General features: G+C 41.9%; 13 protein-coding genes. 11 read left to right on the forward strand and 2 right to left on the reverse strand.

Features of this window, described 5'->3' with window-relative positions; all coding sequences use genetic code 11:
- Nucleotides 1-4: 4 nt before the first annotated feature.
- Together hypF and hybG are read right to left on the reverse strand one after the other, a co-directional pair.
- Nucleotides 5-2275, reverse strand: coding sequence for a carbamoyltransferase HypF (gene hypF / locus QP437_RS02870; RefSeq protein ID WP_285266890.1), 2271 nt, complete (start codon nucleotides 2273-2275; stop codon nucleotides 5-7).
- A 13-nt stretch (nucleotides 2276-2288) separates the two neighbouring features.
- Nucleotides 2289-2564, reverse strand: coding sequence for a hydrogenase maturation factor HybG (gene hybG, locus QP437_RS02875; protein WP_005696275.1), 276 nt, complete (start codon nucleotides 2562-2564; stop codon nucleotides 2289-2291).
- Nucleotides 2565-2908: 344 nt separating this feature from the next.
- Between hybG and QP437_RS02880 the strand changes: the two genes are divergently transcribed.
- The 11 genes from QP437_RS02880 to hycI are packed head-to-tail and all read left to right on the forward strand — an operon-like array spanning nucleotide 2909 to nucleotide 14278.
- Nucleotides 2909-3508 carry a 4Fe-4S dicluster domain-containing protein gene (locus QP437_RS02880; protein ID WP_049357467.1) on the forward strand — a complete coding sequence of 200 codons (600 nt, stop codon included), beginning with the start codon at nucleotides 2909-2911 and terminating at the stop codon, nucleotides 3506-3508.
- A 36-nt stretch (nucleotides 3509-3544) separates the two neighbouring features.
- Nucleotides 3545-5566, forward strand: a complete 2022-nt coding sequence (gene hyfB, locus QP437_RS02885; protein WP_285266891.1) for a hydrogenase 4 subunit B — start codon at nucleotides 3545-3547, stop codon at nucleotides 5564-5566.
- Nucleotides 5567-5576: 10 nt separating this feature from the next.
- A complete protein-coding gene (locus tag QP437_RS02890; RefSeq protein ID WP_178164813.1) occupies nucleotides 5577-6539 on the forward strand; it encodes a respiratory chain complex I subunit 1 family protein in 963 nt (320 codons plus the stop codon).
- 11 nt (nucleotides 6540-6550) lie between these two features.
- Nucleotides 6551-7996 (forward strand): hydrogenase 4 subunit D, encoded by a 1446-nt coding sequence (locus tag QP437_RS02895; RefSeq protein ID WP_285266892.1) that lies wholly within the window; start codon nucleotides 6551-6553, stop codon nucleotides 7994-7996.
- Between the two features lie 15 nt (nucleotides 7997-8011).
- Nucleotides 8012-8650, forward strand: coding sequence for a hydrogenase 4 membrane subunit (gene hyfE / locus QP437_RS02900; protein WP_005697594.1), 639 nt, complete (start codon nucleotides 8012-8014; stop codon nucleotides 8648-8650).
- 4 nt (nucleotides 8651-8654) lie between these two features.
- Entirely contained in the window at nucleotides 8655-10193 is a 1539-nt protein-coding gene (locus tag QP437_RS02905; protein WP_285266893.1) for a hydrogenase 4 subunit F, read from the forward strand.
- A gap of 20 nt (nucleotides 10194-10213) precedes the next feature.
- Nucleotides 10214-11944 carry an NADH-quinone oxidoreductase subunit C gene (locus tag QP437_RS02910; protein WP_049365604.1) on the forward strand — a complete coding sequence of 577 codons (1731 nt, stop codon included), beginning with the start codon at nucleotides 10214-10216 and terminating at the stop codon, nucleotides 11942-11944.
- A gap of 12 nt (nucleotides 11945-11956) precedes the next feature.
- Nucleotides 11957-12604: a formate hydrogenlyase complex iron-sulfur subunit gene (locus QP437_RS02915; protein ID WP_049365603.1), complete on the forward strand. Its 648-nt coding sequence runs from the start codon at nucleotides 11957-11959 to the stop codon at nucleotides 12602-12604.
- Nucleotides 12601-13377, forward strand: coding sequence for an NADH-quinone oxidoreductase subunit B family protein (locus tag QP437_RS02920; RefSeq protein ID WP_005696266.1), 777 nt, complete (start codon nucleotides 12601-12603; stop codon nucleotides 13375-13377). Before QP437_RS02915 ends, QP437_RS02920 begins: the two co-directional genes overlap by 4 nt.
- Nucleotides 13378-13422: 45 nt before the next feature.
- Nucleotides 13423-13830 (forward strand): formate hydrogenlyase maturation HycH family protein, encoded by a 408-nt coding sequence (locus QP437_RS02925; protein ID WP_265469703.1) that lies wholly within the window; start codon nucleotides 13423-13425, stop codon nucleotides 13828-13830.
- Nucleotides 13820-14278: a hydrogenase maturation peptidase HycI gene (hycI, locus tag QP437_RS02930; protein ID WP_005696264.1), complete on the forward strand. Its 459-nt coding sequence runs from the start codon at nucleotides 13820-13822 to the stop codon at nucleotides 14276-14278. The genes QP437_RS02925 and hycI overlap by 11 nt, the downstream gene beginning before the upstream one ends.
- The last annotated feature ends 124 nt before the right edge of the window (nucleotides 14279-14402 follow it).

Below are 14402 nucleotides of genomic sequence, written 5' to 3' on the forward strand. Positions count from 1 at the left end.
ATTATCAGTTTCTATGCATGGCAATAACAGCCTGACCTAAACTGAGTCCGCCATCACCCATCGGTAATTTATGCGCACTCAGTACATGGAATTCGCTCAAATTTTCTTTTAATAAGCGACGTAGCAGCTGGTTATGCATCACACCACCAGATAACACGATAGTACGGCATTGGTGTTGGCGTGCTTGGTTTGCAGCAAGTTCAGCAAAACCTTGGGCAAGAGCATAATGAAAGGCGAAGGCTTTATCTTCAACAGAAGCATTATTATAATTCAACCAACTTTGCCAGAAATAAGACAAATCCAGTTTATTGCCGATAAGCGGCATTTTTACAGGAATATTGACCGCACTTTCCGGTTGTATGGCAAAGAATGAGCTATTTGCCAGTGCTTCGAGATGGCAAGCCGCTTCACCTTCCCAAGAAACGATGCTTGGAGCAATACCGAGAGCATAAGCTACGGCGTCAAATAAACGCCCCGCAGATGATATAGGTGGGCAATTGAGTCCACGCTCAATGGCATTGACTAATATTTGCCAATTCGGTTCAGTGCAAGTTTTGGTGAGAATTTCTTGCCATTGTGGCACAAATTGATGCAGGTGGGCCAGCCAGTTGCGCCAAGGTTGTTTGGCTGCAAGATCGCCACCTGGTAGAGCAACAGCCGGCAGACCACCTAAATATTGGCTATGTTGATAATCAACAAGTAGGCATTCTCCCCCCCAAAGTTGTCCATTTTCGCCCATGCCGATACCGTCTAGTGCAAGACCAATAACAGGTTCATTACAATTGTGCTCAGCCATTACGCTGACAATATGAGCATGATGATGCAGTACTTCTATTGGTGTGATTTGTTGCTGTTCGGCAAGTTGTTTACCAATGGAAGATGAAAAATAGCCTGGGTGAGTATCGACAGCGATGATGTCTGGTTTAAATTGATAAATACTTTGAAATAATTCAATATTTTCACTTAATTGTGACCGCACTTGTTCATTTGCTGTGTCGCCAATATGTTGGCTTAGTATGGCTTTATTGTGACGTAGTAAGCAGAATGTATTTTTCAGATCGGAACCTAACGCCAATACATTTTTCGGACTTTGTGTTTCAAGTGGTATTTCATCGGGCACGTAGCCACGAGCACGACGTAGCGTTTCTAATCCATCGAAGGCAACGCGAACAAGGCTATCATCGGCACGTTGTAAAATATCGCGATTGTGACAAAGATAAAAATCAGCTAAATCATTTAATTGTTCTACCGCATGTTCATTCTTCAGTACGGGAGGTTGTCCGCTTGCGTTAGCAGAGGTCATGACTAGCGGACGATTAACTGCGCGTAACAACAAATGCTGCAGTGGATTACTTGGAAGCATGACGCCGATTTCTTGCAAGTGAGGTGCGATGTTATCAGCAATATTGGGTACTTTATGTTTTGCTAGCAGTACAATCGGTGCAGCACTGCTTGTCAGCAATTCTGTTTCTTGAGGCGTTAAATCCTGTAAAAACTGCAAGTCAGGCACCATGATGGCTAATGGTTTTGTTGGACGATGTTTCCGTTGACGTAATAAATCAACAGTCTTTTGGTTATTCGCATCACAGGCTAGATGAAAACCACCTAAGCCTTTAACTGCAATGATATGAGCTTCTTGCAATAAAAGTGCGGTCTGTTTTAGTGCTGTTTCATGAGTAGCAAGCGTTTGTTCTCGATCTTGTAACCAGATATGAGGACCACAGACCGAACAAGCGTTAGGTTGAGCATGAAAACGACGATCAGCGGGATCTTTGTATTCTCTTTCACATTTTGGACAAAGCGGAAAAACTGACATCGCTGTGTTTTTTCGGTCGTAAGGAATTGCCTTGATGATGGTGAAACGCGGGCCACAATGGGTACAATTGGTAAAGGGGTAGTGATAACGTCGATTGTTGGGATCGAATAAGTCAGCTAAACAATGTGGACAGGTCGCTGCATCGGGAATAATTTGCGTGTCCATTTGATTGTTTTCGCTTTCTCGGATAGTAAAGTCTGTTATTGCAGTTGCTTCTGGCCAATCAATGGCGCGCTGAGTAATATCGGTAATTTGCGCTAGCGGTGGGAGTTTGTTTTGTAAGTCGGATAAAAATTGCTCGAGTGCATCTGTTGGTGGAGAAACAAAACGAATTAATACGCCTTGTCCATCATTATTGACATCTCCATTTAATCCATATTGATTTGCCAGAAGCCAAACAAAAGGGCGAAATCCCACGCCCTGAACTTTTCCTTTTATGCGTAATTCGATCCCTTGCATAACGCAATCCTGTTTATTTTTGATTGAGGCCAAGAAAATCGCCGACTTCGTGTTCTAGCTGGCTCATCGCAATTAAGGCTTCTTGCGTCTGTTTGGCTTCTTCTTCATCGATAATCGTCATGGCAAAACCCACATGTACGAGAACCCATTTGCCAACTAGAGGTTTTGGGTCATCCTGACAAATTAATGAAATATTAACCTCTCTTTTAACTCCGCACACATCGACTACAGCAAGCTGTAATGCGCTGTCAGCTACTTGAATGATCTGTCCCGGAATACCTAAACACATAATCTGTCCTTAGTTAGAATGTTTATGAGATGAATTGTTTATTGTGAGGCAATAAACATACTACGAAAGGGAAATTTTATCACGTAAGCATTTAAATTTGTATAGCGATATTTCAAATAGGGTGATGTCCATTTGTTGAAAATTTGTTCACATTTTTAACATAAAATTATTATGTTTCACCGTTATTTAACAGGGGCATCACAGTAATAGAAAAACAATGGAAATCTTTTGATCTTAATCATTGTTTGACAATTTACTTCTTGAGCTTTTGTTTCTTAGAGGAGTATCCTTACTTCTAGAGTGGTTATTGTAGAAACGTTATTTACATACAAGGAGGGGAATGTATGAATCGTTTTGTAATCGGTGATCCGAAGGATTGCATTGGATGCAACACCTGTATGGCCGCTTGTAGCGAAGTGCATAAAGCTTTCGGATTACAATCTTTTCCACGCTTACAAGTCATGCGTAATGATGATGTAACCGTGCCAATTCTCTGTCGTCATTGTGATGATTCACCATGTGCTACCGTGTGTCCTGTACACGCCATTACACATATTGATGACACCATTCAACTTAACGAAAGTCTCTGTATCGGTTGTAAACTTTGTGGTATTGCTTGCCCATTCGGTGCAATTACCCAACATGGTTCAGCACCGATTGACGCACCAACCTATTATGAAGGATTCTCCTTCACTGATGCGGTAAAACGAGATATTCGTACTGCACCAGATAATACGGATTTACACAATATGTTGGCATGGCAACCTGGCGTAAAAGCCATTGCGGTGAAATGCGATCTTTGCTATTTCCGTGAAGATGGTCCGGCTTGTGTACAAACCTGTCCGACCAAAACGTTATTTATTATTAGTGATGAGAGTATCAAACAGGCTAACGAAAGAAAACGTGAAATGGCAATGGTTTCTTCGCCTGCTATCCCAAGATAATTAGTGTGTTTAACTTGTAATCAATGGAGTGATATTATGAGTTTACCAATCAATTTACTCATCACGACCCTGTTGATTTATGTCGTAGGTGCGTTTATTTCGCTCGCAGTGAGACGAAACGAACAACTTTCAATCAATATATCCGGCGTGACCGGTGTACTTGCTGGAGTGTTAGGTATTGTTGCCTGCATCCCCGTTCTGATCAGCAGCGACACAGTCGTTGATGTTTTCAAAACCCCATTTGAATTTGCCTCGTTCTCCATCCGTATTGACGGATTGGCAGCCTTTATGGTGTGTGTCATTTCTTTATTAGTGATTGTGACCGCACTTTATTCTTTCTCTTATGTAAAAGAATATAAAGGTAAAGGCGCAGGTTCCATGGGCTTCTTTATGAATTTATTTATCGCTTCCATGGTTGCGTTAGTCACCAGCGATAATGCATTCTACTTCCTTGTATTCTTTGAAATGATGTCATTGGCATCTTATTTCTTAGTGCTTACCGAACAAGATGACAATGCCGTAAATGCAGGCTTGCTTTATTTCTTTATTGCGCATGCTGGTTCGGTATTAATTATGATCGCCTTCTTTATTTTCTACTGCTATGCCGGTAGTTTTGAATTTAGCGCATTCCGTCAAACCACTTTACCGGCACCGCTTGCCTTTACCGCCTTTATTTTGGCATTTTTAGGTTTTGGCGCCAAAGCAGGGATGATTCCATTACACAGCTGGTTACCGAAAGCTCACCCAGCTGCACCTTCTCATGCATCCGCAATGATGTCTGGTGTGATGGTTAAAATCGGTATCTTCGGGATCATTAAAGTGGGTGTCGATCTTCTCGGTTCTACCAATGTTTGGTATGGCGTTATCGTACTTGGTTTCGGTGCAGTCTCTTCCGTGCTCGGCGTACTTTATGCCTTGGCAGAACATGACATCAAAAAACTCTTGGCTTATCACACGGTAGAAAATATCGGCATCATTATGATGGGTGTGGGCGTTGGTATGATTGGTATCGCAACACATCATCCCGTATTGGCTACTGTGGGCTTGCTTGGTGGGTTATATCACTTACTTAACCATGCCGTGTTCAAAGGTTTGTTATTCTTAGGTGCGGGTTCTGTGATGTATCGCTTGCATACCAAAGACATGGACTTAATGGGCGGCTTAGGCAAACTTATGCCTTACACTGCGTTCTGTTTCTTAATCGGTACCATGGCGATTTCTGCATTGCCACCGTTTAACGGTTTTGTCAGTGAATGGTTTACTTATCAATCCTTATTCACATTAAGCCAAAGTGATGATTTCGTATTAAAACTTGCCGGTCCAATTGCCATCATTATGTTGGCATTGACGGGTGCGTTAGCAGCACTTTGTTTCGTGAAAGTGTACGGTATCAGCTTTGGTGGTGCACCGCGTAGCGAAAAAGCAGCCAATGCACGCGAAGTGCCAAAACCAATGGTGATTGCCATGGCGGTATTAGCGTTATGTTGTGTGTTGTTAGGTGTGGGCGCATCTGTGGTGACTCCAATAATTGCGAAAATTTCGACCGCACTTGCTCATAGCGAGCCGCTAATGTTGGCTCAAAATGGTGTAGTGGTCGCGCAAGCTGAACCGCATACCGTGCTTTCAACACCGATGGTGACTATCATGCTATTGGCATTCTTCTTCTTGCCATTTAGTTTTTACGCCTTCACCAAAAATCAACGTTTATCCGATCGTGCAAAAGGCAATCCATGGGCTTGTGGTTATGCTTATGAACAAGATATGGCGGCTTCTGCGGGTAGTTTTACTCGTCCATTACGTACGATTTTCAAACCGCTTTATACCTTGCGCGAAGTATTGGATCCTGCACCTTTAGGTGATAAAGGCATCCAAGCAGTAATTAAAGGCGCAACAAAAACAGAACCTTTCTGGGAAGAAAAAGTGACCATGCCGATCGCTCGTTTTATTCCTTGGTTAGGAACTAAAATTCAATGGTTGCAACAAGGTGACTTCCGTTTGTACTGCGTGTACTTCGTGATTGCCTTGGTGGCAATACTACTTTCCATTGCGTTGATGTAGGAGGTTGAAGATGATTACGTTACCTTCAGAAATTGCAACATCTGCCGGAATGTTTGTTTTTGCCATTGTGCAAGCCTTGATTTTACTTGCCCTTGCACCGTTATTTTCCGGTATTTCACGTATGATCCGTGCTCGCATTCAATCTCGTCGCGGTCCAGGCGTATTACAAGATTATCGCGACATTGCGAAATTAATGAAACGTCAAAATATTTGGCCTGACAATGCGGGTTGGGTTTCTAAAGTGATGCCTTATGTGCTAATTAGCACTGTGATGGTAGTTGCCATGAGCTTACCTTTATTTACTCGTGTTGCACCGTTTGGCGCAGGCAGTGATTTAATCACCGTGATTTACTTATTCGCCTTGTTCCGTTTCTTCTTTTCAATTGCGGGTTTGGATTCAAACAGCACATTCTCAAGTTTAGGGGCAAGTCGTGAAGTCACATTAGGTGTCTTGGTAGAACCAATTCTCATGTTGGCATTCCTTGTGATTGCTTTAATTGCGGGTTCAACCAATTTTGCTGTTATCGGTAATGCACTTTCCGAAAACACTTGGCAATATCCAATTGCGACAGTGATTGCAATCGCCGCGGCATTCTTCGCTGTGTTTATTGAAATGGGTAAAATTCCATTCGATTTGGCAGAAGCAGAACAAGAATTACAAGAAGGTCCATTAACTGAATATTCAGGACCAGCACTCGCCCTATTAAAAATAGGCTTAAGCTTAAAATCGATGGTTGTGGCTTCCATTTTTGTGAGTGTGTTGCTTCCGTTTGGAATTCCGACAGAGATGAGCTTAAGTGCGGTCATTTTAGGCGGTGTTTTATTCTTCGTGAAATTATTCGTAGTGTTCGTATTGGCTTGTGTCTTTGAAAACACACTTTCTCGTACCCGCTTTATGTTAACCGGACGTTTAACCGTGGTCGGCTTCGGCATTTCTGTGTTGGCGTTTGTATTTTACTTCACTGGGTTGTAAGGAGGACAAATATGGAACGTTTAGCTCTGATTACAATCATTTTACCTTTCGTAGGGGCATTTATTGTCGGTTTGAACAAAAAACACTTTGCTCAAATTGCCACCGTATTTGCTGCGCTTGCTACGTTGGGAACCTTGTTAGTCGCAGGACAATGGTTTGCTGATGGCCATCAAAGCGTCACTTATGACATCGTCGCTTTTGATAAAACCGCGATCTTTGGTGTTACTCTTGATGCAGTCAGTACATTAATTGCCTTTGCCGTTGTGGCCTTAGGTTTCTTAATCTGCCTATATTCTTGCGGTTATTTAACCGATAAAAACCGTGAACACCCACATAACGGGTTACCACGCTTTTATGCCTTCTTGCTTATTTTTATCGGTGCCATGGCAGGCTTGGTGTATTCCTCAACTTTAGCTGGACAATTATTGTTCTTCGAAATTACAGGGGGATGTTCTTGGGCATTAATCAGTTATTACCAAACGCCAAAAGCCCAAGCAGCTGCAATGAAAGCCTTGATTATTACCCATGTGGGGGCAATCGGGTTATATATTGCTGCAGCCTATTTGTTCAGCCAATCAGGTACTTTCTCTATCACAGCGTTAGAACATTTAGATCCGAGCGCGAAAACCATCGTGTTATTCGGCGTAATGTTTGCTGCGTGGGGTAAATCAGCGCAATTACCAATGCAAATTTGGTTGCCGAATGCGATGGAAGCACCAACACCGGTGAGTGCGTATTTGCACGCCGCATCAATGGTAAAAGTTGGGGTGTATATTTTCGCTCGTTCAGTTATGTCTGCTGGTGAGATTCCACATATTGTGGGCGAAGTCGGCATCATCATGGCGATGATTACCTTAATTTACGGCTTCTTGATGTACTTGCCACAAACTGACTTAAAACGTTTATTGGCGTATTCAACCATTACCCAACTTTCTTATATTTTCATTGGGATTTCTCTTGCTGCATTAGGTTCTAAATTGGCCTTTGTGGCAGCAATTAGCTACATCTTCAACCATGCTTTCGCGAAAAGCTTATTCTTCTTGGTAGCAGGATCATTGAGTTATGCGACAGGAACCCGTTCAATGCCATTGTTACAAGGTATTATGCGTACAATGCCAGTGGTTGGTGCAGGATTTGGTGTAGCCGCATTAGCGATTGCTGGGGTGCCGCCGTTTAACGGATTCTTCAGTAAATATCCGTTATTCGCGGCTGGATTTGAATTAGGCCAAGAATACGGTTGGATCACATGGTTGATGGTACTTGCTTTAGTTGAATCTACTGCAACATTCGTATGGTTGTTGTATAAATTCGGACAATGCGTCATCGGTAAACCGTCAGAAGCAGTGGCTGAAGCACAACCAATTACGTTTTCAATGAGTATCGTATTAGTGATTCTCATGGTGATGTCTGTATGTTCTAGCTTCATTGCTGCATATTGGCTAGGTTTGGCGGGTTAGGTTAAGGAGGACTCTATGTTAATGATAAATGGACTTGCGTGTTTACTCATTATTACCTCTCTTTGCGTAATTATGGTTCGAACCGCCAAAAAAGCTGCATTGTTTTACAGTTTGCAATCGTTGGTGTTGGTATTACTGTTTGTCTATCTTGCCAATGAAATGCAAGCCCATGAACTTTACATGTGGTCAATCAGCGCATTTATTACCAAAGTGGTTTTGGTACCCGCGATTTTAATCTATGCGATGAAAAAAGTTGATGAAAGTCAAACTCCAGCTGGAATAAATGTCGCTTGGTTGATCCCGATCACAGCAGTGATAGTGACATTGTGCTACTTTGTCGTTGTCCCAATCGATTTACCGTTGGTTGCCCATCTTAAACCAGCATTATCAGTGTCATTAAGTCACTTCTTATTAGGTTTAGTGTGCATTGTTAGCCAACGCAATATCGTAAAACAAGTATTCGGTTATTGTTTGATGGAAAACGGTTCTCATCTCACATTAGCCTTATTGGCAAATAAAGCACCTGAGTTAGTGGAAATCGGAATTGCCACAGATGCTATCTTTGCCGTCATCATAATGGTGGTGTTGGTAAACAAAATTTACCGTACATTCCATTCATTAGATGCAAAACAACTTATGAGTTTGAAGGGGTAACGCTATGTATGAACAATGGATAATCGCGTTATTAATCGCACCTTTAGCAATATCACTTGCCAGTTTCGCTTGTGGCGTGGCAAAAGCACGGACAATTTGTACCGCACTTCATGTTACAGGTTTGATTTTGATGTTAGCATTTGCCTTACAAATTATTAATGGCGTGCTAACTCAGGGGGAAATCAGTGCATTAAATAACTGGGTTTACATCGACAGTCTATCTGCTATTTTCTTAGGTCTCATCGCTATTGTCGGAACATTAGCCGGTATTTATTCTATCGGCTACATTGGTACGGAATATCGTGAAGGGCATCTTGATTTGAAAACATACTGCAATTACTACGGCTTTTTGCATTTGTTTTTCTTCACTATGATTATTTCTGTGATCACCAATAATGTGATTTTGATGTGGGCAGCCATTGAAGCAACCACATTAAGTTCTGCATTCTTGGTCGGCACATACAAACAAAAAACCTCTCTTGAGGCTGCATGGAAATACATTATTATTTGTTCAGTTGGGGTGGCGTTTGGATTGTATGGCACAATTTTAACGTTCTCTAATGGTACCAATCTTTTAGCGGATCCTAGCCAAGCCATTTTCTGGACAGAAATCAATCAACAGGCAGCGGGTTTGAATCCGATGCTTATGTATCTCGCTTTTGCCTTCATTTTGGTTGGCTTTGGTACTAAGTGCGGTCTATTTCCAATGCATACTTGGTTATCTGATGCGCACAGTGAGGCACCAAGTCCAGTGAGTGCGATTTTATCAGCGGTATTATTGAACTGTGCCATGTTGGTAGTATTGCGCTATTACATCTTAGTTTCTAAAGCAGTCGGTTCTACATACCCGCAAACCTTATTATTGGTATTCGGTTTACTTTCTGTATTGGTTGCGGCCTTGTTTATTATCGTTCAATTCGACATCAAACGCTTATTGGCATACTCCAGTATTGAAAACATGGGTTTAATTAGCTTCGCTTTTGGTTTAGGTGGCCCAATAGGTGTATTTGCTGGGTTATTACATACCATTAACCATAGCTTAGCGAAAACCTTGCTGTTCTGTGCTTCAGGTAACATTTTATTGAAATACAAAACCCGTGATATGAACCAAGTTCGTGGTTTATGGCGTGTCGCACCAATGACGGCGGTGTTATTTGCCGGTGGTGCATTAGCACTAGGTGGTATCCCACCATTTAACGTGTTCGTCAGTGAATTCAGTATTGCTGTTGCTGGTATTTACGCAGGTAAAACTTGGTTAATGGTGTTCTGTTTAATTTTACTCACTATCGTGTTAGCTGGATTGTCTTTAATGGTATTAAAAACCGTATTAGGCAAACAACCGGATAATGTTGAAGTGGGGGATGTGAACAAAGTTTCACTCGTGGCGATGGCAATTTTATTGTTATTCATGTTTATTATGGGTATTCATATTGCCGAACCAATTTTGCAGTTATTAAAAAGTGCGGTCGGAATTGTACTCGGATCTGAACAAGTGTCTTTTGGTGAAATGTTAGTTTTACCTTGGCAAAGTTTAGCGCAATGATCGACAGGAGGGATAAATATATGGAATTAACTAAAAATACATCAGTCGATCCAGCCAAAATGATTGGCAAAAATTACATTGAAGCAGTCAATGCAAAATTTCCAAATACTATTTTGGATGAGGAGTGGTCAACACCAAATCAGGTTACCCTTACCATTAAAACCAATATGTTACCTGACGTGGTTGAATACCTTTATTATCAACATGAAGGTTGGTTACCTTTGGTATTCGGGAATGATGAGCGTTCAATTCATGGTAACTATGCAGTGTACTACGTGCTTTCCATGGAAGGGGAAGTGAAAACTTTTATCACCATTAAAGCCTTGGTCGATCCTGTGAGCTTGGAATTTCCGTCTGTGACACCAAAAGTCAAAGCGGCTGTTTGGGGCGAACGTGAATTATTCGATATGTATGGTTTGAAAGCCGTTGGTTTACCTGACCAACGCCGCTTAGTGTTGCCAGATGATTGGCCGGACGATCTTTATCCATTACGTAAAGACTCCATGGACTATCGTTTACGTCCTGATCCGACAACCGCGACAGAAACATACGAATTTATTAACGAAAAAGGCGAGGCACGTATCGTTCCACTTGGCCCGTTACATATCACTTCGGATGAACCTGGACACTTCCGTTTGTTCGTGGATGGGGAAGACATCATTGATGCGGATTATCGTTTGTTCTATGTACACCGTGGTATGGAAAAATTGGCGGAAACCCGTATGGATTACGACCAAGTTAACTTCCTTGCTGACCGTGTGTGTGGGATTTGTGGTTTTACACATAGTGTGGCCTATGCTAATTCTGTAGAAAGCGCTTTGGGGATTCAAATTCCAAAACGCGCTGAATGGATCCGTGCGATTTTATTAGAAGTAGAACGTTTACACAGTCACTTATTAAATTTAGGTCTATCTAGCCACTTTACTGGCTTTGATACTGGCTTTATGCAATTCTTCCGCGTTCGTGAGAAATCTATGACCTTGGCAGAAGTGCTAACCGGTGCACGTAAAACCTATGGTATTAACCTTATCGGTGGTGTGCGTCGCGATATGTTGAAACATCAACGTGAGCAATGTATCAAACTTATCGGCGAAATGCGTGAAGAACTCAAAACCTTAACCGATATTTTATTAAATACACCGAATATGGAACAACGTACGGTAGGTGTCGGTGTCTTGGCAAAAGATATCGCTCGTGACTTTAGCCCGGTTGGTCCAATGATTCGTGGTTCTGGCTTTGCGCGTGATGTGCGTAAAGTACACCCATTCTCTGGTTATGGCGATATTCCTTTCAATCTCTTCACTGAAGCCAATGGTGATGTGTTATCTCGTGTGAAAGTGCGGATTAATGAAGTGTTTGAATCCATGAATATCATCGATTACATGGTGGATAATTTGCCAAGTGGCGAAATCTTAAAAGAAGGTTTCAATTATACGCCTGGACGTTTTGCTTTAGGGATTACTGAGGCACCACGTGGCGAAGATATTCACTGGTCAATGCTAGGAGACAACCAAAAACTTTTCCGTTGGCGTTGTCGTGCTGCGACTTATGCTAACTGGCCAACTTTACGCTATATGTTGCGTGGCAATACAGTGTCTGATGCGCCACTTATTATTGGTAGTCTTGACCCTTGTTATTCTTGTACCGACCGTGTCACCGTGGTGGATGTGCGTAAACGCAAAGCGAAAACCGTAGATTATAAAGAGATTGAACGCTACGGTATCGAACGTAAAAATTCACCATTGAAATAGGGGAGGCGGAAAATGTTTAAATTACTAAAAACGGTATTTAAAGCAGGTGATGTCACCACCAAATATCCGTTCAAACCTTATGAAGTCGATGATGATTTTAGAGGAAAACCAGAACTTAATTCTGATCAATGTATTGTCTGCGCGGCTTGTACCATTGCCTGTCCAGCCAATGCATTAACGATGAGAACGGATCCCGTTACAGGCGAACGTACATGGTCGTTATTCCTTGGTCGTTGTATTTTCTGCGGTCGTTGCGAGGAGGTTTGTCCAACTAAGGCGATTCGATTATCGCAAGATTTTGAATTATCAGTGACGAATAAACAGGATCTTTTCCAAGAAACGACCTTTGCGACAGTCGCCTGTCAGGAATGTGGTAAACCGTTTATTTCTTATAAAGAACTAAATTACACCATCGATTTATTCAAACAAACTTTGGATAATCCAGAGTTAGTGAAACGAAAATTGGCGGAATTACATACCTGTCCGGTTTGCAAACGTCAACATAGTTTAGAAAAAACCGCAAATATGGAATCCAATATGCGGATGAAATTGATCGACTTTAAGGAGCCAGTTCGCTTGAATTTCAAAAAAGCAATCGAACAACGTGAGGAAAGTGCGGTTGATTTACCTAAAGTTTTAGCAGGAGGCGAAAGACGATGAACACTCAAATTCCAATGCCGGTTAATGGTATATCAACACCGTTTAGTATTGATGAAAATATTGCCAAAATGAAACAAACGTTGCTGAAAGATATTCAACGTTCAGCTTACGTTTACCGTGTGGACTGTGGCGGTTGTAATGGGTGTGAAATCGAGATTTTCAGTACTATTACGCCAACATTTGATGCGGAACGTTTTGGTATTAAAGTGGTAGCGTCACCTCGCCATGCGGACATTCTTTTGTTCACAGGTGCGGTTACCCGTGCGATGCGTACGCCAGCCATGCGTGCTTATCAAGCCGCGCCGGATCCAAAAATTTGTATCGCTTACGGGGCTTGCGGTTGCGGCGGTGGTATTTTCCACGATCTCTATTGTGTATGGGGTGGTTCTGACCAAATCGTACCGGTTGATGTATATATCCCTGGCTGTCCACCAACACCTGCCGCCACCATTTATGGTTTTGCTGTCGCGCTTGGTTTGCTTGATCAAAAGCTCAAAGGTAAACAAGAAAAAGCCGATCCTAACGCAGAAGCTAAATTACGTTTCCCAACTATTCCGTTGGATTTACGTATTAGCCTTGAACGTGAAGCACGTCGTCTTGCCGGTTATCGTCAAGGCGGTAACATCGCTAACCAATTTATGGCAATGATGGCAGAAAATGACAAGGTGCCATTTGGTGTACGTTTAGGTGAATACCTAGAACGCGAAGCCGATCCGCGTTTAAGTGAAATCGTCAATCGTTTGCATGCGATTAGTATGCCGTTTTCGGGATAGTTAATTATGGGGCAAGTGATTGCCCCCTATAAAAATGGGAATGTTATGACAACGAAAGTCTTTTTCTATTTATTAAACGAACGTTTCGTCGAAAACGATGAACAAGTGCCAGAGCAAGCAAAACAGGTGATGTATTACTCTTTGGCGATTGGTCACCATGTTGGCGTAATTGATTGTTTTAAAAAATTACTGGTTTGTGACTACGATGCTTATCAACATTTTGTAGATAGCTTTCCAGAAGGGGATGCTAAACGTAAATTTGCGGGCTTAATGCGATTCGGTGAAATTGTGATCGATTCAAGCCATGTCAATTTATTGGCGAAAGCGATGGATGAAAATAAAGCCAATTTCACCCCAGAACATCAAGAGTGGGTCGAAATTCTGATGGATACGTTAGCATCGATTCAGCGTGAACCAGTGATGTATATTATGGTGAAACGTCGTGACGAATAATGTGATCTTAACCGTTGGCAACAGCATGATGGGTGATGATGGCGCAGGGCCTTATCTCTATCAATTATTGAGTGAAAATCCATTGCCAAATTGGACCGCACTTGATGGAGGTTCAGCACCGGAAAATGTTGCCCATATCGTGCGTGACATGAAACCTGATTTGCTTTTAATTTTCGATGCAGCTGATATGGAGTTAGCGCCCGGTAAAATCCGAATCATTGAAAAAGAGAGCATTGCTGAAATGTTTTTCATGAGTACGCATAATATGCCGCTCAATTACCTCATTGAACAACTGGAACAAGATATTAAACAAATTGTTTTCGTGGGGCTTCAACCCGATCTGGTTTCCTTTGGTTTTCCAATGACAGAAAGCGTAAAAGAGTCTGTGCAATTTATGTATGATTTTTTAAAAGAGGGAAGATCGCTTGAAGAGATTCCTGTTTTGTAAAAAAGTGAGGGTGATTTTCTAAACATATTTTAAAAATATTACGAAAACCTGTTTTATATCAATAAATCCATGTTTTTTGTAAGACTATAAACTGATTTTGGGTGTAATATATACCCAGAATTAA

It is taken from the genome of Haemophilus sp. UMB1048, from assembly GCF_030218125.1.
GTDB lineage: Bacteria > Pseudomonadota > Gammaproteobacteria > Enterobacterales > Pasteurellaceae > Haemophilus_D.

Excerpts from the sequence above, each read along its gene's own strand:
- QP437_RS02920 (WP_005696266.1), top strand. The coding sequence starts at position 12,601 with ATGAACACTCAAATTCCAATGCCGGTTAATGGTATATCAACACCGTTT.
- hyfB (WP_285266891.1), top strand. The coding sequence starts at position 3,545 with ATGAGTTTACCAATCAATTTACTCATCACGACCCTGTTGATTTATGTC.
- QP437_RS02880 (WP_049357467.1), top strand. The coding sequence starts at position 2,909 with ATGAATCGTTTTGTAATCGGTGATCCGAAGGATTGCATTGGATGCAAC.
- QP437_RS02905 (WP_285266893.1), top strand. The coding sequence starts at position 8,655 with ATGTATGAACAATGGATAATCGCGTTATTAATCGCACCTTTAGCAATA.
- QP437_RS02895 (WP_285266892.1), top strand. The coding sequence starts at position 6,551 with ATGGAACGTTTAGCTCTGATTACAATCATTTTACCTTTCGTAGGGGCA.
- QP437_RS02925 (WP_265469703.1), top strand. The coding sequence starts at position 13,423 with ATGACAACGAAAGTCTTTTTCTATTTATTAAACGAACGTTTCGTCGAA.
- hyfE (WP_005697594.1), top strand. The coding sequence starts at position 8,012 with ATGTTAATGATAAATGGACTTGCGTGTTTACTCATTATTACCTCTCTT.
- hypF (WP_285266890.1), bottom strand. The coding sequence starts at position 2,275 with ATGCAAGGGATCGAATTACGCATAAAAGGAAAAGTTCAGGGCGTGGGA.
- QP437_RS02910 (WP_049365604.1), top strand. The coding sequence starts at position 10,214 with ATGGAATTAACTAAAAATACATCAGTCGATCCAGCCAAAATGATTGGC.
- QP437_RS02915 (WP_049365603.1), top strand. The coding sequence starts at position 11,957 with ATGTTTAAATTACTAAAAACGGTATTTAAAGCAGGTGATGTCACCACC.
- hybG (WP_005696275.1), bottom strand. The coding sequence starts at position 2,564 with ATGTGTTTAGGTATTCCGGGACAGATCATTCAAGTAGCTGACAGCGCA.
- QP437_RS02890 (WP_178164813.1), top strand. The coding sequence starts at position 5,577 with ATGATTACGTTACCTTCAGAAATTGCAACATCTGCCGGAATGTTTGTT.